Origin of the sequence: Flavobacterium sp. (assembly GCF_004295795.1) — a bacterium.
In the GTDB taxonomy this organism is placed as follows: Bacteria; Bacteroidota; Bacteroidia; order Flavobacteriales; family Flavobacteriaceae; genus Flavobacterium.
In genome coordinates this window covers 1-24,946 of sequence record NZ_SEBR01000017.1, presented here as the reverse complement: position 1 = coordinate 24,946, position 24,946 = coordinate 1, and the positions used below count along the sequence as shown (strand labels likewise).

General features: G+C 46.6%; 23 protein-coding genes. 12 read left to right on the top strand and 11 right to left on the bottom strand.

Translation table 11 applies throughout. The features are described from left to right. Positions 1–18 precede the first annotated feature (18 nt). From EOO49_RS13950 to EOO49_RS13940, 3 genes are read right to left on the bottom strand one after another with little or no spacing between them, the layout of a single operon-like run. Positions 19–393, bottom strand: coding sequence for a hypothetical protein (locus tag EOO49_RS13950; protein WP_290846721.1), 375 nt, complete (start codon positions 391–393; stop codon positions 19–21). Continuing rightward, positions 393–1,514, bottom strand: a complete 1,122-nt coding sequence (locus EOO49_RS13945; RefSeq protein ID WP_290846719.1) for a GNAT family N-acetyltransferase — start codon at positions 1,512–1,514, stop codon at positions 393–395. The genes EOO49_RS13950 and EOO49_RS13945 overlap by 1 nt, the downstream gene beginning before the upstream one ends. A 7-nt stretch (positions 1,515–1,521) precedes the next feature. Further along, on the bottom strand, positions 1,522–2,508 hold the full coding sequence (locus EOO49_RS13940; RefSeq protein ID WP_290846717.1) for a transporter: 987 nt from the start codon (positions 2,506–2,508) through the stop codon (positions 1,522–1,524). A gap of 117 nt (positions 2,509–2,625) precedes the next feature. Here EOO49_RS13940 and EOO49_RS13935 point away from each other — a divergent pair, with 117 nt between their 5' ends. From EOO49_RS13935 to EOO49_RS13920, 4 genes are read left to right on the top strand one after another with little or no spacing between them, the layout of a single operon-like run. Then, on the top strand, positions 2,626–2,916 hold the full coding sequence (locus EOO49_RS13935) for a DUF4834 family protein (RefSeq protein ID WP_290846715.1): 291 nt from the start codon (positions 2,626–2,628) through the stop codon (positions 2,914–2,916). A 51-nt stretch (positions 2,917–2,967) separates the two neighbouring features. After that, positions 2,968–5,391 (top strand): YfhO family protein, encoded by a 2,424-nt coding sequence (locus EOO49_RS13930; RefSeq protein ID WP_290846713.1) that lies wholly within the window; start codon positions 2,968–2,970, stop codon positions 5,389–5,391. Beyond that, positions 5,388–6,665, top strand: a complete 1,278-nt coding sequence (locus EOO49_RS13925; protein WP_290846711.1) for a glycosyltransferase family 4 protein — start codon at positions 5,388–5,390, stop codon at positions 6,663–6,665. Before EOO49_RS13930 ends, EOO49_RS13925 begins: the two co-directional genes overlap by 4 nt. Beyond that, entirely contained in the window at positions 6,665–8,131 is a 1,467-nt protein-coding gene (locus EOO49_RS13920; RefSeq protein ID WP_290846709.1) for an oligosaccharide flippase family protein, read from the top strand. The genes EOO49_RS13925 and EOO49_RS13920 overlap by 1 nt, the downstream gene beginning before the upstream one ends. A 173-nt stretch (positions 8,132–8,304) precedes the next feature. Here EOO49_RS13920 and EOO49_RS13915 read toward each other — a convergent pair whose 3' ends face one another. Next, positions 8,305–8,937, bottom strand: coding sequence for a hypothetical protein (locus EOO49_RS13915; protein WP_290846707.1), 633 nt, complete (start codon positions 8,935–8,937; stop codon positions 8,305–8,307). 238 nt (positions 8,938–9,175) lie between these two features. On the opposite strand from EOO49_RS13915, the gene EOO49_RS13910 reads away from it, so the two are divergent. The 3 genes from EOO49_RS13910 to EOO49_RS13900 all read left to right on the top strand — a co-directional run bounded on the left by EOO49_RS13910 (position 9,176) and on the right by EOO49_RS13900 (position 11,577). Beyond that, positions 9,176–10,357 (top strand): M28 family peptidase, encoded by a 1,182-nt coding sequence (locus EOO49_RS13910; protein WP_290846706.1) that lies wholly within the window; start codon positions 9,176–9,178, stop codon positions 10,355–10,357. Between the two features lie 74 nt (positions 10,358–10,431). Continuing rightward, positions 10,432–10,932, top strand: a complete 501-nt coding sequence (locus EOO49_RS13905; protein WP_290846704.1) for a low affinity iron permease family protein — start codon at positions 10,432–10,434, stop codon at positions 10,930–10,932. 177 nt (positions 10,933–11,109) lie between these two features. After that, the gene (locus tag EOO49_RS13900; RefSeq protein ID WP_290846702.1) at positions 11,110–11,577 is read left to right on the top strand and encodes a hypothetical protein; all 468 of its coding nucleotides are present in this window, start codon (positions 11,110–11,112) and stop codon (positions 11,575–11,577) included. Between the two features lie 107 nt (positions 11,578–11,684). On the opposite strand, the gene uvrA is transcribed toward EOO49_RS13900, so the two are convergent. Further along, positions 11,685–14,471 (bottom strand): excinuclease ABC subunit UvrA, encoded by a 2,787-nt coding sequence (gene uvrA, locus EOO49_RS13895; protein ID WP_290846819.1) that lies wholly within the window; start codon positions 14,469–14,471, stop codon positions 11,685–11,687. A 331-nt stretch (positions 14,472–14,802) separates the two neighbouring features. On the opposite strand from uvrA, the gene EOO49_RS13890 reads away from it, so the two are divergent. Beyond that, positions 14,803–15,387 (top strand): sigma-70 family RNA polymerase sigma factor, encoded by a 585-nt coding sequence (locus EOO49_RS13890; protein ID WP_290846700.1) that lies wholly within the window; start codon positions 14,803–14,805, stop codon positions 15,385–15,387. Positions 15,388–15,632: 245 nt separating this feature from the next. Here EOO49_RS13890 and nth read toward each other — a convergent pair whose 3' ends face one another. After that, on the bottom strand, positions 15,633–16,292 hold the full coding sequence (nth, locus tag EOO49_RS13885) for an endonuclease III (protein ID WP_290846698.1): 660 nt from the start codon (positions 16,290–16,292) through the stop codon (positions 15,633–15,635). A 118-nt stretch (positions 16,293–16,410) separates the two neighbouring features. Here nth and bcp point away from each other — a divergent pair, with 118 nt between their 5' ends. Both bcp and EOO49_RS13875 read left to right on the top strand, forming a co-directional pair. Continuing rightward, positions 16,411–16,863 (top strand): thioredoxin-dependent thiol peroxidase, encoded by a 453-nt coding sequence (bcp, locus tag EOO49_RS13880; protein WP_290846696.1) that lies wholly within the window; start codon positions 16,411–16,413, stop codon positions 16,861–16,863. Between the two features lie 63 nt (positions 16,864–16,926). Beyond that, positions 16,927–17,508, top strand: coding sequence for a TIGR00730 family Rossman fold protein (locus EOO49_RS13875; RefSeq protein ID WP_290846694.1), 582 nt, complete (start codon positions 16,927–16,929; stop codon positions 17,506–17,508). Positions 17,509–17,573: 65 nt separating this feature from the next. Here EOO49_RS13875 and EOO49_RS13870 read toward each other — a convergent pair whose 3' ends face one another. After that, positions 17,574–19,040, bottom strand: a complete 1,467-nt coding sequence (locus EOO49_RS13870; protein WP_290846692.1) for a TonB-dependent receptor — start codon at positions 19,038–19,040, stop codon at positions 17,574–17,576. Positions 19,041–19,195: 155 nt separating this feature from the next. Here EOO49_RS13870 and EOO49_RS13865 point away from each other — a divergent pair, with 155 nt between their 5' ends. Both EOO49_RS13865 and EOO49_RS13860 read left to right on the top strand, forming a co-directional pair. Continuing rightward, entirely contained in the window at positions 19,196–19,960 is a 765-nt protein-coding gene (locus tag EOO49_RS13865; RefSeq protein ID WP_290846690.1) for an MBL fold metallo-hydrolase, read from the top strand. Continuing rightward, positions 19,961–20,461: a hypothetical protein gene (locus EOO49_RS13860; RefSeq protein WP_290846688.1), complete on the top strand. Its 501-nt coding sequence runs from the start codon at positions 19,961–19,963 to the stop codon at positions 20,459–20,461. Here EOO49_RS13860 and EOO49_RS13855 read toward each other — a convergent pair whose 3' ends face one another. Genes EOO49_RS13855 through EOO49_RS13840 form a run of 4 tightly spaced genes read right to left on the bottom strand, consistent with a single transcriptional unit; the run spans position 20,462 to position 24,612 of the window. Further along, positions 20,462–21,115, bottom strand: a complete 654-nt coding sequence (locus EOO49_RS13855) for an alpha/beta fold hydrolase (protein ID WP_290846686.1) — start codon at positions 21,113–21,115, stop codon at positions 20,462–20,464. A gap of 1 nt (position 21,116) precedes the next feature. Further along, on the bottom strand, positions 21,117–21,440 hold the full coding sequence (locus EOO49_RS13850; RefSeq protein WP_290846684.1) for a hypothetical protein: 324 nt from the start codon (positions 21,438–21,440) through the stop codon (positions 21,117–21,119). Next, on the bottom strand, positions 21,437–22,690 hold the full coding sequence (locus EOO49_RS13845; RefSeq protein WP_290846682.1) for a dihydroorotase: 1,254 nt from the start codon (positions 22,688–22,690) through the stop codon (positions 21,437–21,439). Before EOO49_RS13845 ends, EOO49_RS13850 begins: the two co-directional genes overlap by 4 nt. Beyond that, positions 22,687–24,612 carry a BatA and WFA domain-containing protein gene (locus EOO49_RS13840; protein ID WP_290846680.1) on the bottom strand — a complete coding sequence of 642 codons (1,926 nt, stop codon included), beginning with the start codon at positions 24,610–24,612 and terminating at the stop codon, positions 22,687–22,689. The genes EOO49_RS13845 and EOO49_RS13840 overlap by 4 nt, the downstream gene beginning before the upstream one ends. Positions 24,613–24,946: the final 334 nt, after the last annotated feature.

Here is a 24,946-nt window from a genome sequence, read left to right as displayed (position 1 = left end):
ATAAATATAGCAGTGACGTCATTCGAGGATTTTCATCGAACTGTCAATGCGCGCATCAGTAAAATTGGCCGTCATCGTGAAAAAAATCCTGTCGGATGTGACTTCGGTGATTTCAACCAAAAACTCATTTTCGGGTTTCCAATCATTGGTTTCGTCTCCCGAAAGCGATTTGCGGTTTTTGAGCGTGTAATGGCAATCGTCTTTCCATTCGACGTCGAATTGCGTTTTGAAATCTTTGCCTTGCTCGATCTGGATGCCATCGTTTCTCGTGATCTGGCATTTGAATCCGGGATCGGTTATGATGAATTTCCCGTCGTGCACGCTTTTGCAGTCGGGCGTCTTTTGGGAACATCCGACAGCCAGCAAAATAAATCCGAAACAAAGTCTTTTCATTACAGATCTTTGATAAAAGTCGCGCGGCGTTTCGTGACCGGAGAATTGAAGAATTTCCAAAGGTTGTGGATCGAATTGTTCTCGTCCAACTCTGGCGTTCTCACGCAATATTTGATGCCGTTGTCGCGGAAAGAGCGGAAATATTCGGCCATGATGATCGCCGTAAGTCCTTTGTTCTGCCATTCGGGATCGACTCCGATAAGGTAAAACAAAACCTCGTCAGTGTGTTTTTTCGCCCACCACAAACGCGCCCAGCCAAACGGCCAAAGACTTCCATTCGAGTCCTTGATCGCTTGTGTCATCGACGGCATGCAAATCGAAAACCCGATCAGTTTTCCCGTTTGGTCTTCGATGAATTTGAGGAATTCCGGATTGACCAGATCGATGTATTTGTCCTTGAAAAACACTTTTTGTTTGTCGGTTATCGGAACAAAAGACGTCAATTTCGTGTAAGCGTCGTTGAAAAGATCGAACATGCGGTCGATGAACGGCATGACTTCTTCAATGGTTTTCGGATTGTAGACTTTGAGATTGTAGCGCTTCCGGATCAAAACGTCGCCTTTGAGGTATGGCGCGACTTGTTCTTCGTTAGGGAAAATAAATCGGCTTTCGACGAATTCCTTTTCCTTGGTGAATCCGAGTTGCTTGAAATGTTCGATGTAATACGGATGATTGTACCACGTTATCATCGTCGAAAGTTGGTCGAATCCCATAATGAGCGCGCCGACTTTGTCGAGGTTCGAAAAACCCATCGGACCTTCAATATTCTCGAGACCGTGCTGGCGACCGAGTTCTTCCACTTTAGACAAAAGCGCTTTGGTGACTTCTATATCGTCGATTACGTCAAACCAGCCAAAACGCACTTTTTTCTTCTGCAATTCGTTGACCTCGCTCCAGTTCACGATGGCGGCCACGCGTCCGGCGGCTTTCCCGTTTTTGTAAGCCATGTAAAAATAGGCTTCGGCATATTCGAAAACCGGATTCACTTGTTTGTCGAACGACATCAGTTCTTCGGCGATCAAAGGCGGAACCCAATATGGATTTTTCCTGTAGATCGAAAAAGGGAATTTGACGAATTCCTTGATCTCGCTTTTCGTCTTTTTTTCTTGGATGGTAATCATTCGGGGCTTATTCGGATTCGATCGCGTCCTTGCGCTCTTTGTTCTTCTTGTCTTTTTTGTCTTTTTCCTTCTGACGTTTCTTGTCTTCCTTGCTCATCTCTTTTTCCTCGCCAGGAAGCCTGATGATCACGTCTTCGTACAATTCGTCGAAACGCCACGAAACGCCCACTCCGGCTTGGAGTACAGAAGGTGTACTTTTCACGTTCACGCCAAAATTCACGTCGAGTTGCAAGTTGCCAGCCACAAGGTAAGCGGCTCCGGCGCGAAAAATCAGATCGCCGTAGTAATCATTCTGGAAGCCTTGGTTTTCCAAAAATCCAGACCATCTGTCGTTGAAACCTCTTGTGAGCGTGACCACATATCCGAAAGTTTCATAGTTCGAACCGAATCTGTCGGCCATGATGTTGGTAACGAGCACATAACGTCCCAATTGGTTTTGGGTGATGATCATTCCCTTTGCCGAAAAGCCTTTTTCTCCGTAAAGCGGAAATTTGTCGGTCAAGCCGATGTTTCCGCCTACATAAACGCCAACTGCCGGAATCAGGTTTCTCCATTTGAAGCGGTGATTGGCGCGCCAGCTGTAAAGATCGGGCTTGCGGTCGATGTATTTTTTGTTCGGATCATAAACCAGATATTTCGCCCCGAAAGAGAAAACCCGCAGCGCACTTCTCGTCTGTGAACTGATCCCGACATCCGGATAATTGAACTTGTCCCATTGATATTGCAGGTTTCCGATGAGTTCCAGTTGTTCAAGGAAAGCGCCGTAACGGATAGTCAAATCGGCGTTCAATCCTTTGGAATCCCAACCAAGCGTTTCGTGGTCCATCTTTTCGGCCGTAAAACCAAGTTCGGCCTGGGCTACGGTTTTCCCGACCGAAAACGCCGACATGGACGCACCCGGACGGTTGGAGTTGATGACATCGGTAAACTGGGCTTGGGAAATGGCCGTGGCCAAAAGGATCGCAGCCGGAAAAAAGGATTTCAATCGAAGCATATCGCTGTTTTTTCAGATTTCCAAAAGTACGAAAAGAGTTGACTTTTATTATTTATTTAAGATCCGATTTTGAGAGCCGAATTGGGTATTTCGTACTTTTGGAAAAATTTTACCACAATGGAAACGGCCAATCTGTACAATTTTTTGCGCAATGTGTTCTTCTTCGTGATGATCTATTACGTACTGAAATATGTCGTGCGCCTTCTTTTTCCGATTTTGGTCAAAAAAGCCGTCCACCACGCCGAGGAAAACATGCGCCAAAAGTTCGGGCAATACCAAAATACTTCGCAGAGCCAGGACGATTTCAAAAAGCGAGACGGGGAAGTGAGCTACGATTCTTCACAAGCTACCAAGTCCCGAGAGACCAAAAAAGTGGGTGAGTACATCGATTACGAGGAAATCGAGTAAATGCGCCACTGCCCGTAAATTTTGATTATTTTTGGGCTGAATTACACCATCATGAAGCAATTTTCGAAGTATTATGCGCACTTGCTGGCCATCGTCGGCTTTGTGCTCGTCTCCCTGATTTATTTTTATCCCGTTCTTTCCGGTAAAAAACTTTACCAAAGCGACATCGCCCAATTTACGGGAATGGCCAAGGAACAGAACGATTTTCGCGCCGCCGGAAAAGGCGAACCTTATTGGACGAACTCGTCTTTTGGAGGAATGCCGACATACCAGATGGGAGCGAATTACGAGCACGATTACATCGGGAAATTCGACGACTTGTTGCGATTTTTGCCGCGTCCCGCCGATTATCTTTTCCTGTATTTCCTAGGATTTTACAGCTTGCTTCTGGTATTGAAGACAGATCCTCTCAAGGCGTTTTTCGGCGCATTGGCTTTCGGATTCTCGACTTATCTGATAGTCATTCTGGGCGTCGGACACAATGCCAAGGCGCACGCGATCGCTTACATGCCCGCTGTCGTAGCCGGGGTTTTGCTGGTCTTCAAAAGAAAATGGGTCGCCGGCGGATTGCTTACTATGGTCGCCGCGGCGCTCGAGATCAACGCGAACCACTTCCAAATGACGTATTATTTGCTGTTTTTGCTGCTCGCGATCGTCGTCTATTACATCTACAAAGCCGCAAAGGACAGCGCTTTCAAGGAACTCGGAATCTCATTTGGGATCTTTGCCGTCGCCGGAATTCTGGCCATCGGAGTGAATGCTTCGAACTTGATGGCCACAGCCGAATTTGCCGATTTCAGTATTCGCGGAAAAAGCGAACTGACTTTCAATCCCGACGGCTCCAAAAACGAGACAAAATCGTCAATGGATTACGAGTATATCACCGAATATAGTTATGGCGTGGCCGAAAGTTTCGACCTGATCGCGCCAAGGCTTTTCGGAGGATCGAACGGTGAAAAGCTGAACACTGACAGTCATACTTATGAGTTTTTGGTGTCCCAAGGCGTTCCTGAAGAACAGGCCAAACACGGAATCGACTCGATGCCGTTGTATTGGGGCGACCAACCGATTGTCGCGGCTCCGGCCTACATTGGCGCGGTTGTTTTCTTCCTCGCAATTTTGGCGTTTTTCGTCGACAATCGCAAAATCAAGTACGCGTTTTTGGCTGGAGCGATCCTTTCGCTTTTGCTGTCGTGGGGAAAAAACTTCGCCGGTTTGACGAATTTCTTTATTGAATATGTTCCGCTTTATGACAAATTCCGTGCAGTTTCTTCGATCCAGGTCGTTTTGGAACTTTGTCTTCCGGTGTTGGCCATCATGGGATTGACGTCTTTTTTCAAGTCGGATAAACCGAATAAAATCAAGGATTTGTACATCGCTTCGGGGATTTTCTTCGGACTCGTGGCGCTTTTGTTCGTCTTGAAAGGCTCGTTCAATTTTTCGGGTCCGACAGACGAAATGATGATGAAAAGCTACGGACCGGAATTCGTCGAGTCCTTGAAAGCCGACCGGATGAGTTTCTATTCGTCAGATTTGTTGCGTTCGGCGTTTTTGGTCCTGCTTGCCGCGGGCGCACTTTGGCTTTACGTCAAGAACAAACTCAATGCGACAACGGCCGTGATTGCGGTCGGAATCGTGATGATCGGCGATTTGTTCTTTATCGACAAGAATTATGTTGAAGCCGATGATTTCGTCGATGCGCGTTCCGTGGACGTTCCGTTCGAACCGACCCAGGTCGATCAGGCAATCATGCAAGATACGACGCACTATCGCGTTTTCGAGATCAACGCGATCCACAACGCCAGAACTTCGTTTTTCCACAAATCGCTTTCGGGTTACAGCGCGGTGCGGCCGAGGAGAATGGAGCAGATTCTCGAGTATCAGATCGCCAAGAACAATCTCGAATTATTGAATCTGCTGAATACGAAATACATCATCCAAGCCAACGAAAAAGGCGAGGAGTTCGCTATCCCGAATCCTGATGCGAACGGAAATGCGTGGTTCGTGAGTTCAGTGAAAGAAGTCGCTTCCGCGGATGCCGAAATGAAAGCGCTCGACAAACTCGATTCCAAAAACGTGGCAATCGTGAATTCCGGTGAATTCGGGAAATTGCTTCCGGCCAAGACGTTCGTTAAAGACAGTCTGTCGGCCAAGATCGAGGTCACGAAATACGAGGCGAACCATCTGAAATACAAGAGTTCGAACCCGAATGCAGGTTTGGCGGTTTTCAGTGAAATGTACTATCCGAAAGGTTGGAACGCTTATGTCGATGGTAAAAAAGCCGAAATCCTTCGCGCCGATTATGTCTTGAGAGCGTTGCCGATTCCTGCCGGCCAACACACGATCGAGTTCAAATTCGAGCCCGAAGTCGTCAAAACCGGAGGCGGAATCGCATTGGCAAGTTCCATAGTGATGTTGCTTTTGGCCGCAGGCGGAATTTTCTACGAAAGAAAACGCAAGGAAACCAAAAATTGAAAAAAGTTCTCATCATAACCTATTATTGGCCACCGGCGGGCGGTCCGGGTGTGCAACGCTGGCTCAAGTTCGTGAAATACCTTCCCGAATTCGGAATCGAGCCCATCGTGTACATTCCGGAGAATCCGACTTATCCGATACTCGATGAGAACCTGTCGAAAGACGTTTCGTCGAATCTGACGATCCTTAGAAAAAAGATTTTCGAACCTTACGCACTGGCATCGGTTTTCTCCAAAAAGAAAGTCCAGAAAATGAGCGCCGGAATCATTCCGAACCAAAAAAGACAGACTTTCCCCGAAAAGCTCGCGCTTTGGGTACGCGGCAATTTTTTTGTGCCCGATGCCCGAATCTACTGGATTAAGCCGTCGGTTAGTTATCTCTCCAAATACATTTCGGAACACGATATCGATACGGTGATCACGACCGGTCCGCCTCATAGTCTGCACCTTATCGGACTTCGGCTACAGAAAAAACTGAAGATCAATTGGGTTGCCGATTTTCGCGATCCGTGGACTACGATCGGCTATCAGAAAGACCTGAAACTGTCTCGTTTTTCGGAAAAAAAGCACAAAAGACTCGAGAAAAAAGTGCTAACCTCGGCCGACCAGATTCTCGTCACGAGCCGAACCACAATGGAGGATTTTTCGAAAATCACCTCGAAACCCATCGAAGTGATCACTAACGGTTTCGACGAGGAAAACGTGAATCCGGTCGCTTTGGATACCAAATTTTCGCTCGCGCACATAGGATCGCTTTTGTCCGAACGCAATCCGACCTTGCTTTGGCATGTCCTGAGTGAGATTTTGCAGGAAGTTCCAGGATTTTCGGAGCATTTCGAGCTCAAACTCATTGGAACTTTGAGTCCGGAAGTGCTCGAATCGATCAAAATGTACGGCTTGGACGAATATGTCAACAATCCGGGCTATCTTCCTCACAATGAGGCGATTGCGCAACAGCGCAGTTCTCAGGTTTTGCTTTTGATCGAAATCAATTCCATCCACACAAAAAGCATCATTCCCGGCAAATTGTTCGAATATATGGTTGCCAATAGGCCGATTATCGCCATTGGGCCGCACGGATCGGACATTGCGGAAATCATCGAACATACGACCACGGGGATTTTCATCGACTACGGCGGACGTGAAGATCTTAAACGCACGATCCTGGCGTTCTACGAATCGTATCTCGACGGAAATCTATCGGTTGAAGCCGACAATCTCGAACAATATTCGAGGAGAAATCTCACCCAAAAACTCGCGAAAATCCTTAGCTGATGGGAATTGTCATCAAACAGTCGCTCACGAATACCGCTTTGACTTACGTTGGTTTCGGGATTGGCGCCGCGAATACGCTCTTTATGTATCCGCAGTTTTTGGGCAAGGAATTTTACGGCTTGACCGGATTCGTGCTCTCGGCCGGAAACATAATCATGCCTTTGATGGCGTTCGGCGTGCACAATACGCTGGTCAAATTTTTCAGCGGCTATCGCACCGACGCCGAAAAAAACGGCTTTCTGACTTATTTGCTTTTGCTTCCGTTGTTGGTTATCGTGCCGGTTTTTGCATTTTGCTATATCGAATACGACTTTATCGCCAATTATTTTTCTACCAAAAGCCGATTCATTTACGATTATTTCTGGCAGATTCCGCTCATTGGGCTTTGCATGGGCTATTTCGAGATTTTTTATGCTTGGGTAAAAGTGCATCTGAAGTCGGTTTTCGGGACTTTCGCAAGGGAAATTTTACTCCGGATTTTTATAACGATGGGACTTTTCGCGGTGTATTTCCGATGGATTTCGGCAGGTGATTTCGTCAATCTGACTTTACTGATTTACTTCGCCGTCGCACTCGTCATGGCGATTTACGCCTTCAAGATTCGCCGTTTCAGCCTTGATATGCGTTTTCCGGTGAATCGTAAAGCGGTTTTCACTTACTCGATTTTCATCATTCTTTCGGGGAGCATCGCCAATATGTTGCTCGATCTCGACAAGGTCATGATGGGAAAAATGATCGATATCGAGAACATCGCGTTCTACAATGTGGCGATTTTCATTGCGACGGTGATTTCGGTGCCGAGTCGCGCCATGCACCAGATCGCTTATCCGATTACGGCAAAATTGATGGCCGAGAACAAGCACGACGAGCTGAACGAGTTCTACAAAAAGACCTCGATTACGCTGCAAATGATCGGCGGACTGGTTTTCGTGGGGATTTTGGTCAATGTCAAACAGCTTTATCTGCTGCTTCCAGCCGAGTACTCGCAAGGACTTTTTACGGTTTTCGTCATCGGATTGTCGAAATATCTCGATTTGATTTTGGGCAACAACAACTCGATTATCTTCAATTCCAAATATTATAAGGCGGTTTTGTTTTTGGGACTTTTGCTCGCGGCGATACAGGTCGTGTTGAATTTGTACCTGATTCCCACGATGTTGATCGATGGTGCGGCTTTGGCGACGTTGATCTCGATTGCTTTGTACAGTTTGGCCAAGTTGCTTTTTGTGGTTCTCAAGATGAAGTTGTTTCCTTTCACCAAGCAGACTTTGTACTCTTTTGGGATTTTGGGCGTGACTTTTTTATTGTTTTACTATTGGGATTTTGGGTTTCATCCGATTGTAAATATTTTGCTGAAAGCGGTTTTGGTTTCGGTTTTCTTTGTTGGCGTGAATTATTGGTTGCGGATTTCTCGTGATGTGAATTTGTTTTTGGATCGGGTTTTTGGGATTGTTTGGCCTTGGTGATTTGTTGCTTGCTTGCGAAGTCTGCGACTTCGCAACGCGCGTGACCGAGTCTGCGACTCGGAAAAAAACTCTGGCACACAAGCACTTCCAGTTCCGGCACTCCAAAAAGAAAATCCCCCGAAGAAACTCCGAGGGAAATTCAAAAACAAACCAACCAATCTAAACTTCAACTATTATTTTCTCACTTCAACTTTCGGCTCGATTTTCTCTTTCGTGCCGTCTTGTTTGTAGTAGTAGTAATCATCATCACTGTTGTTGGAACCGCTGTTGTAACCGCCTTGACCTTGGTAATAGTCGTCCTGGTTGTAGTAATGATCACTACCGCCGTTTACGCGACCTTGTGTTCCGACGATTCTTCCGTAACGGTCGTAGAGGATTCTCAACCCACCAACTTGCATCAACGCATATCTGTTATAGCTCATGTAAACTGAACCGATTCTTTTCACGCGACCTCTTGTGTCATAGTTCAGGAAAACGTTCCCGATTCTTCTGATGCGTCCGTAAGCATCGTGCTCTATTCTTACGCCGCCGTTGTTGTTCACGCCTGGCGCGCCGTATGTGTTGTTGGTTCCGCCGCGACGGCCTTTGTAATAATAGTCGCTTCCGGCTACTGACGGAACGGTGTTGAAATCGAGTTGCCCATCGGCGAACACATAGAATTCAATGCCTCTTTCCTTGAACACGATCGGTTCCGCATCGGCGATGGCTACCGGATAATTCGCCCCGAAATCCAGTTTCTTTTCTGAGGCTTTCATTTGGCTTCCCATAAGGAAGATAGTTGCTACTAATAGAGTAAATGTTTTCATGATCTTCAATACTTGGGATTTGCCTACTCTTTCGATTTTCGGCTTTCTCGGGCGGAAGGTCTTTCCGTTGTTCAGCACATTCCAATACGCGTGCCAAACTTTTTGGGTTGGGATTTTTACTACAAATCACTTTTTATTAAATGATTGTCTTCCAGTTAAATAAATCCTTTAAAAAATATTTTGCGAGATCGAAACTTGTCTTTTGATTATATTCGCATCGCATTTAACAAATTTGATCATGCCCCAAATTTTGCGCTCCGCAACTTTTCTTCTCCTGATGGTTTCTTTCGTCGGAAAAGCCCAATCGTTCGTTCCGTTTTACAACCAGATTGCCCAACAAGTGCAACAGGCGAACATTACCCAAACACTCACCGAATTTCAGGCTTTTGGTGTAAAATACAGAGGGACATCGGCTCAGTCTAACGCGCTCACGTGGCTCAAGAACAAATACTTGAGTTACGGATACACGGCTTCCCAGATCGTCGAAGATCCGTTTACTTACAGCAATGCGACTTGCAAGAATCTCGTCGTGACCAAGATCGGGACAACCTATCCGAACACATTCGTGATTATCGACGGACATTACGACACAGTCGGCGGACCGGGCGTGAACGACAACGGCAGCGGAACGGCGATCTTACTCGAAATCGCGCGTCTGTTGAAAGACATCCCAACCGAATATTCGATCAAATTCATCCATTTTGCGGGTGAAGAAGATGGACTCATCGGGAGCCAACACTACGTAAACGCAGTTGTAAACGGAACAACTCCAAAAATGAACATCCGCGTGTTGCTCAACATCGATGAAGTAGGAGGAATTGCCGGACAAACCAACAACACGATCACTTGCGAGAAAGATACGAGCAACAGTCCGAGCACGAACAACGCGGCATCGGCGACCAAAACGACAGAACTCGCAAATTGCATCGAGTTGTATTCGGTGCTTGAAACCGTGATCTCGAATGCTTACGCTTCAGATTATATGCCGTTCGAAGACAATGGCGAAATCATCACAGGATTGTTCGAAACCAACGAATCGCCTTATCCGCACGGCCCGAACGACACTTTGGCCAACATGGATCCGACGTATGTTTTCAATGTCTGTCAAGGCGCAATCGGCGCGATGATGCACTTTGCCGTGGCTTGCACGAATTGCAATCTGCAAACCAACGAAGTTTCCGATTCCGGCCTTGTCGTCTATCCGAATCCGGCCAGCGGCACGATTTTCATCCAAAAAGGCAATTTTGCAGCCGCCGATTACGAACTCGTGAACGTCTTGGGACAAACTGTCAAAAAAGGAAAGTTCAGCCAAAATGCATCGACCGAAGTCCTCTCGCTCGACAACGTCAAAACCGGTATTTACGCGCTCAAGGTCAAATCCGGCGCGACCGAAATCACCAAAAAAATTCTCGTGAAATAAAATCCAAAGCCTCGAATCGGGGCTTTTTTTGTGTCCAAAGGTTGCGTACTTTTAAGAAAACCAAATTCGCGACCATGAGCAAGCAATCCAAAAATAAAGATCAGGGCATTTTCGAGGTTTTCGCCTCAAAGGTTACCAAAGCTACGGGAAGTACGTCAGCATTTTTACTGGCATTTTTCACCGTAATCGCTTGGGCGGTAACCGGTCCGATCTTCAAGTATTCCGAGACTTGGCAACTCGTGATCAACACAGGCACGACCATCGTGACTTTCCTTATGGTTTTCCTGATCCAGAAATCGCAGAACAAAGATTCAATGGCTATCCAGCTCAAATTGAACGAACTTGTCGCATCTCACGAATTTGCGAGCAATCGGCTTATCGATGTCGAGGATCTGTCCGAAAAAGAGCTTGTGGCCTTGCACCAATACTATCTCAAATTGAGCGAATTGTGCAAAAAAGAAGATTCGTTGCTTCGCACGCATTCCCTCGAAGACGCTCAGGAAATGCACAAGATCAAGCACCACAAGCGCAAAAAAATAAAGGACATTTCAAAGAATCCCGACAAATCCATTTAGAAGCGGAAACCCGCTACCCGCGAAAAGCTTTTTCAAAACCTTGCTTTTTTCTACGCCCAAAACGAGCTTCCGTGCGGTCGCTGTTTTTGTCGTGAAAAAAGTCGGCGGTTTTCAAAAAAGGCTTTCTGCTTGTATCGGGGCTAGGCCGCGATTTCCAAAAACACCTATTTTAGCCGCATGAAATACATCCGCCTGACGGTCATCTCGATATTCGTGGTTTTCGTACTTTTCTTCGCTTTCAAAAAGCCTGAGGGTTACGAAATCGCGGGAAAATGGTATGCGGGCAAAATTGTCCTTAACGGAAAAACCGTGCATTCCGATACTTCCAAGAAGTTCAGTTACGTGTACGAACCCAATGTCCAGATTCTGACTTCCACCAAAGAAATACTGTTTTTTTTGGGCGACTCCGCGATCAAGGCAAATTTCGAGTTAGAAAAAATCAACGGCAAAAAACAGCTGATTTTGTCCTCACGAGAAAAAGCGCTGAACGGCATTTTCGAAATGGAAATCGATTCGGTGCTGAAAAATCCGCGCGATCTGCAAATCGAGGTGAGATTGCGATCGGGCAAGACTTTTCTGCAATTCGGAAAAAAAGTACACATAGACAATTTCAACCCGCAATTTCCAAGGAAAGGAGCGGTTTAAAAAATCTTCATCTTTGCCCGCAACTGCATCTGCATCTGCCTTTTCGTCTGCAACTGCAACTGCAACTGCATCTGCTTCTGCAACTGCAACTGCAACTGCAACTGCAACTAAAGCTTCTCCTTCAAATATTTCCCGGTAATCGATTCGGTGTTCTTTACGATTTCCTCAGGCGTCCCGATCGCGAGAATGTAACCGCCGTTTTCGCCGCCTTCAGGACCGAGATCGATGATGTGATCGGCGCATTTGATAAGATCGAGGTTGTGTTCGATCACGATAATCGAATGGCCTTGATCCAAAAGCGCGTCAAACGAAGCCATCAGTTTGTTGATGTCGTGAAAGTGCAGGCCCGTGGTCGGTTCATCGAAAACGAACAACGCTTTTTCCTTGGTTGCGCCTTTTACGAGGAAAGACGCGAGTTTGATGCGTTGCGCTTCTCCGCCCGAAAGTGTCGAGGACGATTGCCCAAGTTGCACATAACCCAATCCGACGTCTTGCAACGGCTGTAATTTCTGGATCAGTTTGGTCTGTTTGTGTTCCTTGAAAAAGGCCACGGCGTCGTCTATCGTCATGGTCAAGACGTCGTCGATGTTTTTTCCGTTGAACGTCACCTCGAGAATTTCCTTCTTGAAGCGCTTGCCGTTACAGGTTTCGCAATTCAGCTGAACGTCGGCCATAAAGACCATTTCGACGTTGATCGTGCCTTCGCCTTTGCAGGTTTCGCATCGTCCTCCGTCTACGTTGAACGAGAAATGCTTTGGTTGGTAATTGCGAAGTTTGGACAGTTTTTCCTTGGCGAACAAATCGCGGATGTCGTCGTAAGCCTTGATATAGGTGACGGGATTCGAACGCGAACTTCTTCCGATAGGATTCTGGTCCACATATTCGATATGGCGGATTTTGTGGTAATGCCCGCGCATTTCCGTAAACTGACCGGCTTTTTCGCCCGCGCCTTCAAGCTGTTTCTGCATGGCCGGAAACAGGATTTTCTTGACCAAAGTACTCTTTCCGCTTCCCGAAACGCCTGTGATCACGGTTAGAACCTCGAGAGGAAAACGCACGTCGAGATTTTGCAGGTTGTTTTCGCGAGCGCCGAGAATCTCGATGTAATTGTTCCATTTGCGGCGCGTTCTGGGAACTTTTATTTCCATTTCGCCGTTCAGGTATTTGGCCGTGAGCGAGTCTGCTTTGAGGATTTCGTCATATGTTCCGTAAGCGACGAGTTCGCCACCGTGCGTTCCGGCTTCGGGTCCGATGTCAATGATGCGGTCGGCGGCTTTCATGATGTCTTCGTCGTGTTCGACCACAATTACCGTGTTGCCGAGTTTCTTCAATGAAATCAGCACGTTTATGAGTCTTTCGGTGTCTTTCGGATGCAGGCCAATGCTCGGTTCATCGAGAATATACATCGATCCGACGAGTGAGCTTCCAAGTGAGGTCGCCAAATTGATGCGTTGCGATTCTCCGCCCGAAAGCGAGTTCGACGTTCGGTTCAAGGTCAGGTAATCGAGTCCGACTTCCACCAAAAAGCTCAATCGCGAATTGATTTCGATCAGAAGCCTTTTGGCGACTTGCCTGTCGTATTCCGAAAGTTGCAGATCGGCGAAAAACGGGACGAGGCGTTTCATCGGCATATCGACCAGATCAGAAATCGTCTTGCCGCCAATCTTGACGTAATCGGCTTCCGGACGCAATCTTTTGCCCTTGCACGACCAACATTTCGTCTTTCCGCGGTAGCGCGATAGCATCACGCGATTCTGAATCTTGTAATTCTTTTCCTCCAATTCGCGGAAGAAATCGTCGAGTCCGGTGAAGTGCTTATTGCCTTTCCAAACGAGCGCTTTCTGTTCGTCCGACAGTTCGAAAAACGGTTTGTGGATCGGAAAATCGAAGTGATAAGCGGCCTTGACCAATTGGTCTTTGTACCAACTCATGCTTTCGCCACGCCACGGATAAATCGCGTTTTCATAGACCGAAAGCGAAGTGTTCGGAATCACCAGTTCAGGATCGATCCCGATCACGTTTCCATAGCCTTCGCAAACCGGGCAAGCGCCATACGGATTGTTGAAACTGAACAAATGCACGTTCGGTTCTAGAAAATTCATTCCGTCGAGTTCGAAACGCGAATTGAATTCGGTTCTTTTTTCAGAATCGGCTTCCTGTAAATAGAGTTCGCCTTTTCCTTCGTAGAACGCGGTTTGGACGGCGTCCGAAAGTCTATTGTAAAAATCTTCCTCGTCCTTTACCACAACGCGGTCGATGATGAGTAAAATGTCTTTGTCGTCAAGCGAGTGCTGGTCAATCTCGTCGAGACGCACCATTTCCTGACCGACCAGAATCCTCGCGAAACCTTGCTGCAAAAGCACTTTGAGTTTGTCTTCGAGCGCGCGGCCTTTTTCGAGATGGATGGGCGCGAGTAGGAGCAAACGCGTGCCTTCCTGGTATTTTTTTACGGCGTCGACGACATCGCTGACCGTGTCTTTCCTCACTTCTTCTCCCGAAACAGGCGAAAAAGTCCTTCCGATTCTCGCATAAAGCAATTTCAGGTAATCGTAAATTTCCGTAGAAGTCCCAACGGTCGAGCGTGCATTGGTCGTGTTGACTTTTTGCTCGATCGCGATTGCCGGCGCAATTCCTTTGATATATTCGACTTTCGGTTTGTCGAGACGCCCGAGGAATTGTCTGGCGTATGACGACAAACTTTCGACGTAGCGGCGTTGTCCTTCTGCATAAAGCGTATCGAAGGCCAAACTCGATTTGCCCGAACCGGAAAGTCCGGTGATGACGACGAATTCATTTCTTGGGATTGCGACGCTCAAATCCTTGAGATTGTGGATTTGGGCACCTTTGATGATGATGTTTTTCTTGGGTTCTAACGTACTGAAATCAGGCTGCATAAGTCGGTCAAAAATAGGCTGCAAAAGTACGGAATTCGCATCCGAAAAGGAAATCGGCTTAACACCGTTTTTGGAATGATTTTGGATTGCATAATATGTAGGTTTTGAAATTCAATCGTGATAATGTTGCCGATAATCATACCAAAATCCCGTTAAAATGCGGACTTATTGTGCGAACGTTGTTAATTTTTCAATTTTTATTTGTACATTAGAAAATAATTAGTTTATATTTGGTCATTCATTCACACTACTTTAACAGAAGCCGCCTATCGCATAAAAATACTTTTTAGAGATTTCAGAGAATTTCACCCAAAAACTAAAAGGTATAATTATGGCTACTGTCACCATCCCAGATGCACTATTGGTCAAAAATTACGTCGCCGGCGAAGAGAACGCTTTGGCTACGCTAATCAACAGGCACCAATCCAAGATTTATGGGTTTATCTATTCGAAGGTTTCCGACAGAGACATCTCGGATGATATTTTCCAGGACACATTCATCAAAGTCATCAAGACCTTGAAATCTAACTCCTATAATGAAGAAGGAAAGTTTTTGCCTTGGGTGATGCGAATTGCGCACAACCTTATCGTCGATCATTTCCGCCGCAACAAAAAAATGCCGATGTTCCGCGAGACCGAGGAATTCTCGATTTTCTCGATCATGAGCGACGACGCGCCAAACGTAGAAGGTTTGATGATCACGGCCCAAGTGGAAAGCGATCTCAAAAAGTTGATCCACGAGCTTCCGAAAGACCAGAAAGAAGTGCTTGAAATGCGTATCTATCAGGATTTGTCTTTCAAGGAAATTTCAGAAATCACGGGCGTCAGCATCAACACGGCTTTGGGTCGCATGCGATACGCGCTTATGAATTTGAGAAAAGTGATTGACAAGCATCAAATTATTTTGACGAATTGACAATATTTTGAAATCGACTGCGTTTTTATGGTAACAAACGCAAACGATATGGCTAAAATTTACACTACAAAACCGTTAGCAGCGTCCAAAATGTTACCAAAAAAAGAGACCATCAATTTCTTGCTTAGTTATTCCAAAGCTTTGACCATCAAGAGAAAAGGAAATCTCGTTTTTGAATGTATCGCTAACTGAAAAACAAAAATCCCACAGCTTTTACCGTTGTGGGATTTTTTGTTCTACGGAATTTATCTGAGCTTCTTTTTGTAAAATTCGTTTATCAGCGACTTCTTTCCAACGGTGCGCGTAATCACGTCTTTTTCCAAATCCCAGCCGCGAGCGGGCGAAAACTGCCTTCCGTAGTAAATGATCTGCAGGTGCAGTTTGTTCCAAAGCGCTTCCGGAAACAGCCGTTTGGCATCTTTTTCGGTTTGCTCGACACTTTTTCCGTTTGACAGATTCCATCTGTGCATCAATCTGTGGATGTGCGTATCGACCGGAAAGGCTGCATATCCGAAAGCCTGCGACATCACGACACTGGCCGTTTTGTGTCCGACGGCCGGCAATTCCTCGAGATCTGGGAAATTGTCGGGCACTTTACCATCGTGTTTTTCGAGCAGGATTCTCGACAGGCCGTAAATGCCTTTTGATTTCATTGGTGACAATCCGCAAGGACGGATGATATCCTGTATTTCCTCCACCGACAATTTCACCATTTCCTGAGGCGTATCGGCCTTGGCGAACAGCAATGGCGTAATCGTGTTCACGCGCGCATCGGTACATTGGGCCGACAGCAAAACCGCGATCAGCAACGTATAAGCGTCTTTGTGGTCGAGCGGAACCGGAACTTCGGGATACAAATCCTCAAGCGTTTTAATCACGAAATCGACGCGTTCTTTCTGGGTCATTTCTTACTTTTGGGCAAAGTTAATTTTTAAGGGCGAAGACGCAATGGTTCGAAGCATTTTGCAACTCATTTGGAAAACGGTAAAGACTTCGCGACGCGCCCAAAAATCCCAAAATCCCATGACGACACTCAAAGCGGGCGACAAAGCCCCGAATTTTTCGGCCGTTGACCAAGATGGAAAAGCGCACCAATTGTCAGATTACAAAGGTAAAAAGCTGATCGTGTTCTTTTATCCGGCGGCAAACACGCCAACTTGTACGGTCGAGGCGTGCAATTTGCGCGACAATTATGCAGAGCTTCGTGAAAACGGATTCGAGCTTTTAGGCGTAAGTGCCGATTCTGCTAAAAAACAGGCCAACTTTATCGAGAAACACAAGCTTCCTTTTCCGCTCTTGGCCGATGAGAATCACCAAGTTTTGAACGCGTTCGGAGTTTGGGGCCCGAAAAAATTCATGGGACGCGAGTTCGACGGCATCCATCGCACGACTTTCGTGATCGATGAAAAAGGTGTTATCCTGAAGGTTATCGAAAAGGTCAAGTCGAAGGAACACGCGGCTCAAATCCTGGAATGAAATTCCAATCCCGATAGCTATCGGGACAAAACCCAATCCCGATAGCTATCGGGACAAATCCCAATGCGGGCAATAACTGTTTTTTGCGCTTCAAGTCTTGGCGTTGACGCGATTTTTGAACAACAAGCATTTGAACTTGGTCGGATTTTGGCCGAGCGTGATATCGCGTTGATTTACGGCGGAGCAAACGTCGGATTGATGGGAAGTGTCGCCAACGGTGCGCTTTCGGCTAACGGAAAAGTCATAGGCGTCTTGCCGGACTTTCTGCAACAAAAGGAAATCGCCCACAACGGATTGTCGCAGCTTCACATCGTTTCGAGCATGCACGAGCGCAAGACGAAAATGAACGATTTGTGCGATGGCGTGATCGCGTTGCCCGGCGGATTCGGCACTTTGGAAGAACTTTTTGAAATGCTGACTTGGGCGCAACTAGGTTTGCACAAAAAACCGATCGGATTGCTGAACATTGATGGTTTTTATGACGAGCTTTTGGCTTTTGCCGATACGATGGTAGCCAAAGGCTTGCTTAAACAAGTCAACCGCGAGATGCTTTTGTGCGATGATTCGATCGAAGGTTTACTGCAACAGCTGCAAAACTACATAGCACCAATCGTTTCCAAATGGATTTCCGAAGACGAGATCTGATTCGCATCGGAACAAAAAAAAAGAGAACCAAACTGATTCTCCTTGCTCATATAATTGTCTTTCGACTAATTCGTCTCTTCCAGGATCTTGTTCGGGTCGTATCCGAAAAGGTAATGTTCCTTGATGAGTTCGGCGATTCCTTTTGGAAGCATTTCTTCCCAACCCGGTTGTCCGCTTGTGATCATCTTGAGTACGGCTCTTGAGAAAACCTCGAGGTTGTGCGGATCGAAGTCCTCGATATCCATCACTTTTCCGTTGAATTTGAAGAACTTGTACAATTCCTTCATTCTTGGATGCACTTTGAGATTCTCCGAATTCACGATATTTCCGTCTTCGTCCAACATCGGATATAGGAAAACCTTCAGGTCGCGATAGAACAATTTTCCGAACGCTTCGAGAATTCCTCCGCTCAAGTGACGGTAATATTTCTCGTCGAAAATATCCACGAGATTGTTCACGCCCATCGCCAATCCCATACGGGCTTTGGTGTAGTTCGAAAAATACTCGACCACTTTGTAGTATTCCTGGAAATTGGAAATCATCACGGTTTGGCCCAACGAACACAGCAATTCGGCTCTGTCCATGAAGTCTCTCTCGTCGATTTCCCCGTCAGAACGCAGGTTGGAAAGCGTGATCTCGAAAATCACGAGCGTGTTGTCTTTTTCGACCTTACTCTCGTCGAGGAACATCTTGAGCGATTTCTCATACATGTCCATATTCACGACCGTTACCGGACGGAAACTGCCGCGAAGTGCGAGAATGTTCTTTTTATAAAGTACGGCCGCCGGCAAGATGTTGTTTCCTTCCGGGTCGAACATTACCGCATCGGTCATTCCGTTTTTTACCAATTGGAGCGACATCAAACGGTTGTCGACGTCGGCGAAACGCGGGCCCGAGAAGTTGATCGTATCGATTTCCAATTGGTCTTTGTCCAAATGGTCATACAGATAACGCAGCAATTTTTTGGGATCGTTGTATTTGTAGAACGCGCCATAAATCAGGTTTACGCCCAGAATTCCGAGGGTTTCCTGTTGCAGACGCGCGTCTGTTTCCTTGAATCTTATGTGGATGATGATCTCGTTGTAATCTTCGTCCGGTTCGATCTGGTAGCGAATCCCAACCCAACCGTGACCTTTGAACTGCTTGGCGAAATCGATCGTCGCGACCGTATTGGCGTAGGAGAAAAAGATCTTATTCGGATGTTTTTCGCGTCCGAGGCGTTTTTCCATGAGCATTACCTCGTGGGAAAGCATTTTCTTGAGTCGGCCTTCGGTTACGTAGCGACCGTCGAGTTCCGATCCGTAGATCGCATCGGAAAAATCCTTATCGTAAGCAGACATGGCCTTTGCGATCGTTCCCGAGGATCCGCCCGACCTGAAAAAGTGGCGAACGGTTTCCTGACCCGCGCCGATTTCGGCGAAAGTTCCGTAAATGTTCTCGTTAAGGTTGATGCGTAACGCTTTGTCCTTGATAGAAGGTATTTGCTCTATGGCCTTGTCACCCTTAAGGGTAAAACCGTCATCTCTTAGCATAATCGTTGAAATTCCCTGCAAAGTTAATTAAAAATGCAACGGATAGAAACTGAATACTCTTATTTTTGTGTAAAATTGACCGAAAAGGATTTTGGTTTCCTTAACGGTTTTTCCGTCCGAAAGCGTCTATTTTTGTAGCAAATTCCATTCCAATTATGAACGTATGTTTTTTGGGCACGGGAACTTCCCAAGGCATTCCTGTCATCGGCAGCGACCATCCGGTTTGCCATAGTCTTGATCCTCGCGACAAAAGGCTTCGCGTGTCGGTTTGGATGCATTGGGAAAACCATTCGTTCGTAATCGATTGCGGACCGGATTTCCGTCAGCAGATGCTTGTCAGCGGGTGCCGAAAAGTCGAAGGAATCCTGTTCACGCACGAACACGCCGATCACACAGCCGGACTCGACGACATCCGTCCGTTCAATTTCCGCCAAGGCCATATCCCGATTTATGCGCATTCGCGTGTGATGGATAACCTCAGGAAACGCTTCGACTACATTTTCGAGGAAGTCGACAAATATCCGGGCGCGCCTTCGGTGACTCCAATCGAAATCAGGAACGACGAACCTTTCGCGATCGGCGACAAAATGGCGATTCCAATCGAGGTCTGGCATGCGAAGTTGCAGGTTTTCGGATTCCGCGTAGACGATTTCGCCTATCTCACCGACGTAAAACTCATCCACGAACCCGAAATCGAGAAGCTCAAAGGACTTAAGGTTTTGGTTGTCAACGCACTTCGCGAAGAAGCCCACGAAAGCCATTTCAATTTGCAGGAAGCGCTCGATTTCATAAATTTGGTGCGGCCGGAACGCGCTTATCTCACGCACATCAGCCATACCATGGGATTTCATGCCGAGGTCGAGAAAAAACTTCCGCCAAACGTGTTTCTCGCTTACGATAACTTACAAATCTCCATCTAGATGAAAAAATCACTTTTCCTTTACCTTTTCGTCCTTGCGGCCATCATGAACGTTTTCACCTACGCCTATTTTTCCAAAGAAGTCAAGTCGGAGAACGCGAGGATGGAAGCCAAAGTCAAAAAGGCCAACGACAGCACGCTCGTGTTGTACAACCAATTGATCGACGAGAAGTATTTTTCTCTGGAACACAACGAAAATGCGCAGGATTATCTCGAGACTTACGATTATCGCAAACTGATTGTCGACCTGAATACGAAAATCTTGGATATGAACGACAATCCGAAGGGAAATGCATTGATTCCTTACGACCAGATTGGCGAACAGAAATTCATCATCAACAAGGTCAAGGTCTTGAATCACCGTTGGATCATCGCCGATTTCAGCGACGGGAAACATTGGGGCGAAGTCTTGCTCAAATACTTTATCGAAGGCGACAACAAATTCACTTTCGAACGCATCGATTCCCAATTGTATCAGGCGCAAAACACGGGTTCGGAATAATTACTTTTCCAAAAGCCAATTCCTGAAATCGAAGAAATTCTGTGGTGCGACACCGTGTCCAACGGGATATTCCTTATAAACCGATTCCACTCCCAAATTGTCCAGAAACGGCTTCGATTTGCGCGCCCAATCTACGGGAACGACTTGGTCGGCCGAACCGTGCGAACTGAAAAACCGCAGTTTTCCAAAATCGTTCCTGGTGTAATCTTCGGCAAAAATATCCTCGTTCAGATAGCCGCTCAAAGCCGCGACCTGCTTGATTTTTGTCGGATAGGAAAGCGCGACGGCATAACTCAGGATCGCGCCCTGGCTGAAACCGACAAGCGTGATTTCAGTTTCGTCTATCGGATATTCCGAAACCAACTGATCGATCAAACCGACGATGATCTCGCGCGAACTTCTGGCTTGGTCCAGGTTGGAAAAACGCTTTTCATCTGCCGTGAAATCGATGGCGTACCAAGCGTAAGACGAACCGTAACCGCCAAGCGAATAGGGCGCGCGGGCCGAAATTACGTAATAGTCGTCGGGCAATTCGGAGGCGAACGAGAACAAATCTTCCTCGTTGCTCCCATAGCCGTGCAACAACAGCAAAAGCGGGTTTTTCTCGCGCACGACTTTCGGCTGACGCACCAAATAGTGGATTGAATTTTCCATTTTAGAATTTACTCAGGAATTTTTGGAAGAATTTGCCAAAAAGCGGCACCGGAATCATTTCACCGCGAACGGCCGTAATCAATCCGTAAGTCCACAAAACAGACACGAAAAGGTACATTGGCGCGGTGATCATCCAATTGTCGAACGGACTCACAAGCAAACCGAGACAGATGAAAAGCAGCGACAAACCAAGCGATTGCCGAATGTGAAAAGACGCAAAAGGGTTTTTGTCATCGGCATTCATCGACAGCGCGATCAAAGCGCCGATCAGCAGAATATAACTCGTGATCGCGGCCGATTTGCCTTTCTCTACGACTTCGTTCATGATAGGATCAGTTGTGAATTGTTGAAAATCCCGTAGACTTTCCCTTTGGTTTTTTCGCCCAGGAAAGCCGAATTTTTAGATTTTGATAGGATGTTCTGTTTGGTGAAGACCGATGTTCCGTCCGTGGTGAAAAACGTGAGATTTGCTTTCGATTTCTCGGAAATGCCAGACGATTCGATTCCGAAAATCGCTTTCGCGGACGTGAGTTTGTCCACGACAATTTCAATCGGAAGCACATTCAAAAGTGCGCGAAAGGCCGATTCCAAACCTATCGTTCCGTCTTTGGCCAGATCAAATTCCATCTTTTTGTGTTCGATGTCTATCGGATTGTGATCGGATGTAATCGCGTCGATGATTCCGTCTTTCACGGCTTTCACCAAAGCTTTCCTGTCTGACTCCGTTCGCAGCGGAGGCGAAACTTTCACGCGTGTGTCGAATCCGGAAAGTTTTTCATCGGTCAAAGTCAGATGATGCACGGAAACACTGCAAGTCACGCGCAATCCTTTGGCTTTGGCTTCTTTTATGAGTTGGACGGATTTGGGCGTGGAAACCGTCGGAATATGCAGTTTTCCGCCAGCGTATTCCAGTAAGTACAGATTTCTTGCAATCATCAATTCCTCGGCCAGATTCGGGATTCCCTTGAGTCCGAGTTTTGTCGCGTTTATGCCTTCGTTGGCGATTCCCTTGCCTTTGAGGCTCGATTCCTGGGCAAAAGCAATCACCAGAGCGTCGATATCCTGGGCATATTGAAGTGCGAGTTTGAGCAAATTGGCGCTTTCCATATTGCGGGCGTAATCGCCAAAAGCAACCGCGCCCGCGTTTTTCATGTCGAGCAATTCGGCCAGATCGTTTCCTTCGGATTTCATCGTCAAAGCGCCAATAGGATACAGATCGACAGCATTTCCGTTCGATTTCGTCCTGACGAGATTCACCAAAGCCTGGTTGTCGATGATCGGATTCGCGTTCGGTTGCAAAGCCACGCCCGTAAATCCGGATTTCGCGGCGACCGAAAGTCCGTTCGCGATCGTTTCGCGGTCTTCGAATCCGGGTTCGCCAAAACTTGCGCTCGATTCGAACCAACCTTGGGAAACGCAAAGATTCTCGAATTTCAGTTCTTCAAAATTATCGGAATTTTTAATGCTTTTCCCAATTTTGGAAATCGTTCCGCCTTCGATCAGAATATCGACGATCTCGTTGTGGAACTCGCTTTTGGCGTCGACAATCTTGGCTTGTCTTACGATCAGGTTCATTTGACGAATTTTTGGATCAGTAGTTCGGTTGTGAGGAAAATCAAAGCCAGGACGATGAACCATTTCCAGATGTCGGTGTTGGTTCGGTCGGCTTGTAAAGTGTCGAAAACGGCTTCTACCGAGTCGATCGTTTTGAAATCCGAAAGCAAATCGGCATTCGAACTTAGGTTGGATTCGGTTCTGTCATAGTTGAAACCGATGTTTTTGAGTGCTTTTTCTTTGTTGAAAACGGTAAAGTTTCCGGCTTCTGTCGGATAATCGCCAAACGTCATCTTGACCTTGTTGTTCAGGATCTGTTGCACCGGAATGAACTTTTCGTCCTTGCCTTTGACCTCGACGATCTCGTCCTTGGCCAGATTGGCGTCCATCACGAAAGGTTGTCCGTTCCCGATCGTAACCGAGGCGATTCCCGTTTTTTGGGCATTTTGCGCCATGTTGTAAAACGTCGGAACGATCAAAGGTGAATTCTGGAAATTGGAATTCGAGGCCGAAATCGGTGCGGCAAAAACGTAGATCGAAGCCACCGAATTTCCCACCGAAGTCAGGAACGCGCTTTGGTCCTCATAATTCAAGATTGGAGCCGAAGCGCTTGAAATCCCGAAAGATCTACTGGTTTTCGGATACTGGAAATTCTCGATTTTTTTCTCGAAAACGCCAGCGTACAACGGATGCGAAAATGCAATTTTGGTCACGAGTTTTTCGTCGGATACTAAATTTTTGAACGTCAATCCGCCAAAATTCGACACAAAAACGTTCAGGTTCGTCACCGAACTTTCCTCGGACGGAATCAACACGATATTGCCGCCTTTTTCTGAAAACGCTTTCAAAGTCGTCTGCAAGGCCTGCGGAATTTCCTTGAGTTCATTGAGAATGATCACATCCTGTTTGTCGATCAGGTTGTAATCAAGGCTTTGGATAGCGAAATTCACGAAATTGAATTCGCCCGATGTATAGATTTTGGACAGAAAACCGCTTTTGGCCGCATCGCCGATGGCAATCACGTTGGTTTTTTCGGGTTTGGACAGGCTGAAAAACAGTTCGTTGTCGTAGGCCAGTCCGTTGTCGGTGATTTGGACGAATCCGTTGAAATCGGCCTTCGGAATCGTAAAATTCATCGTTTTTGTCTTCGCATCCATTTTGGAAACCGTCTTGGCGATGAGCTTCGAGTCGTTGTAAAGCGCAATCGGAACTTCTTTTCCTTGTTGGCCAAAAGCCGACAATTTCACGCTGATTTCGTAAAAGTTGTCCATCGTCTGGTTCAAATAAACGCTGTCGACGGCGACATTCGTCTTTTGTTCAGATTCGGGAATGATAAAATACGTGTTCGAATTTTTGTCGATCGCTTTGAGTTGTTTTTGCTCGAGTCCGGCCGCATCGGTGATTACGATGATGTCTTTGCTGAAAGCCGATTTTCGCGCGTTGACTTTGGCGATTAAATTGTCAAGTTCGAACGGAGTCGCACTGTATTTGAGATTTTGAAGTTCTTTTTGGATGGATTTGATGTCGGTGTTCCAGAAGCTTTCGTTGTTCGTGATCAGCGAGAAATTGCGTCCATCGGGCGTGTGTTCCAGCAAATCTTCGATCGCCCGACGCAACAGTTCGCCTTTTTGGCCTTTCGCCTGCATCGAAAAAGAGTTATCGAGAATGATGTAGGTTTCGTTCGAGGCGCTTTTGGAATCTTTGGCCTTGAAAAAAGGCTGGGCGAAAGCGATGATGATGCAAGCGAGCAAAAGTAGGCGAGTGGCAAGCAGAAGCCATTTCTTGATGCGCGAACTCTTGCGGGTCTGTATCGAAAGTTCCTTGAGGAACTGCACGTTCGTGAAGTATTCTTTCTTGAAACGGCGCAGTTGGAATAAATGGACGATAATCGGGATTACCAGTAGGAAAAGGAAGTATAGGATCTCCGGGTGTCTGAACTGCATTCCGCTTTTTAGGTGTCAAAAATACGGATTTTTGGTCGGTAAACGGCAATGGTCGTGGCGAGATTTGGAGAATTTTTTGGAGCCTCGGATTTTTGGGATTCGTAACCGATTAAACGACCGAATCGCGTCGGAACAATCTTAACTACACTTAACTTGCTTAATTGTTCAAAAGTTTCGACGACACTTTTCGGTTGCGCAAGCGAAGCATCTTAATAACCTCAATGACCTTAATGGTTCAAAAAATTGTGGTTGATTTTTGTGAGATTGCGTCGGACAATTTCCTTTGCTCGTTTTGCAACTAAAAATATTTCGTAATCGAATGTTGTCTCAAATA

Coding starts and splice junctions, on each gene's coding strand:
- EOO49_RS13940 (WP_290846717.1), bottom strand. CDS start 2,508: ATGCTTCGATTGAAATCCTTTTTTCCGGCTGCGATCCTTTTGGCCACG.
- EOO49_RS13865 (WP_290846690.1), top strand. CDS start 19,196: ATGAACGTATGTTTTTTGGGCACGGGAACTTCCCAAGGCATTCCTGTC.
- EOO49_RS13875 (WP_290846694.1), top strand. CDS start 16,927: ATGCGGGCAATAACTGTTTTTTGCGCTTCAAGTCTTGGCGTTGACGCG.
- EOO49_RS13840 (WP_290846680.1), bottom strand. CDS start 24,612: ATGCAGTTCAGACACCCGGAGATCCTATACTTCCTTTTCCTACTGGTA.
- EOO49_RS13890 (WP_290846700.1), top strand. CDS start 14,803: ATGGCTACTGTCACCATCCCAGATGCACTATTGGTCAAAAATTACGTC.
- EOO49_RS13915 (WP_290846707.1), bottom strand. CDS start 8,937: ATGAAAACATTTACTCTATTAGTAGCAACTATCTTCCTTATGGGAAGC.
- EOO49_RS13950 (WP_290846721.1), bottom strand. CDS start 393: ATGAAAAGACTTTGTTTCGGATTTATTTTGCTGGCTGTCGGATGTTCC.
- EOO49_RS13870 (WP_290846692.1), bottom strand. CDS start 19,040: ATGCTAAGAGATGACGGTTTTACCCTTAAGGGTGACAAGGCCATAGAG.
- uvrA (WP_290846819.1), bottom strand. CDS start 14,471: ATGCAGCCTGATTTCAGTACGTTAGAACCCAAGAAAAACATCATCATC.
- EOO49_RS13920 (WP_290846709.1), top strand. CDS start 6,665: ATGGGAATTGTCATCAAACAGTCGCTCACGAATACCGCTTTGACTTAC.
- EOO49_RS13945 (WP_290846719.1), bottom strand. CDS start 1,514: ATGATTACCATCCAAGAAAAAAAGACGAAAAGCGAGATCAAGGAATTC.
- EOO49_RS13930 (WP_290846713.1), top strand. CDS start 2,968: ATGAAGCAATTTTCGAAGTATTATGCGCACTTGCTGGCCATCGTCGGC.
- bcp (WP_290846696.1), top strand. CDS start 16,411: ATGACGACACTCAAAGCGGGCGACAAAGCCCCGAATTTTTCGGCCGTT.
- nth (WP_290846698.1), bottom strand. CDS start 16,292: ATGACCCAGAAAGAACGCGTCGATTTCGTGATTAAAACGCTTGAGGAT.
- EOO49_RS13860 (WP_290846688.1), top strand. CDS start 19,961: ATGAAAAAATCACTTTTCCTTTACCTTTTCGTCCTTGCGGCCATCATG.
- EOO49_RS13845 (WP_290846682.1), bottom strand. CDS start 22,690: ATGAACCTGATCGTAAGACAAGCCAAGATTGTCGACGCCAAAAGCGAG.
- EOO49_RS13905 (WP_290846704.1), top strand. CDS start 10,432: ATGAGCAAGCAATCCAAAAATAAAGATCAGGGCATTTTCGAGGTTTTC.
- EOO49_RS13900 (WP_290846702.1), top strand. CDS start 11,110: ATGAAATACATCCGCCTGACGGTCATCTCGATATTCGTGGTTTTCGTA.
- EOO49_RS13855 (WP_290846686.1), bottom strand. CDS start 21,115: ATGGAAAATTCAATCCACTATTTGGTGCGTCAGCCGAAAGTCGTGCGC.
- EOO49_RS13935 (WP_290846715.1), top strand. CDS start 2,626: ATGGAAACGGCCAATCTGTACAATTTTTTGCGCAATGTGTTCTTCTTC.
- EOO49_RS13850 (WP_290846684.1), bottom strand. CDS start 21,440: ATGAACGAAGTCGTAGAGAAAGGCAAATCGGCCGCGATCACGAGTTAT.
- EOO49_RS13910 (WP_290846706.1), top strand. CDS start 9,176: ATGCCCCAAATTTTGCGCTCCGCAACTTTTCTTCTCCTGATGGTTTCT.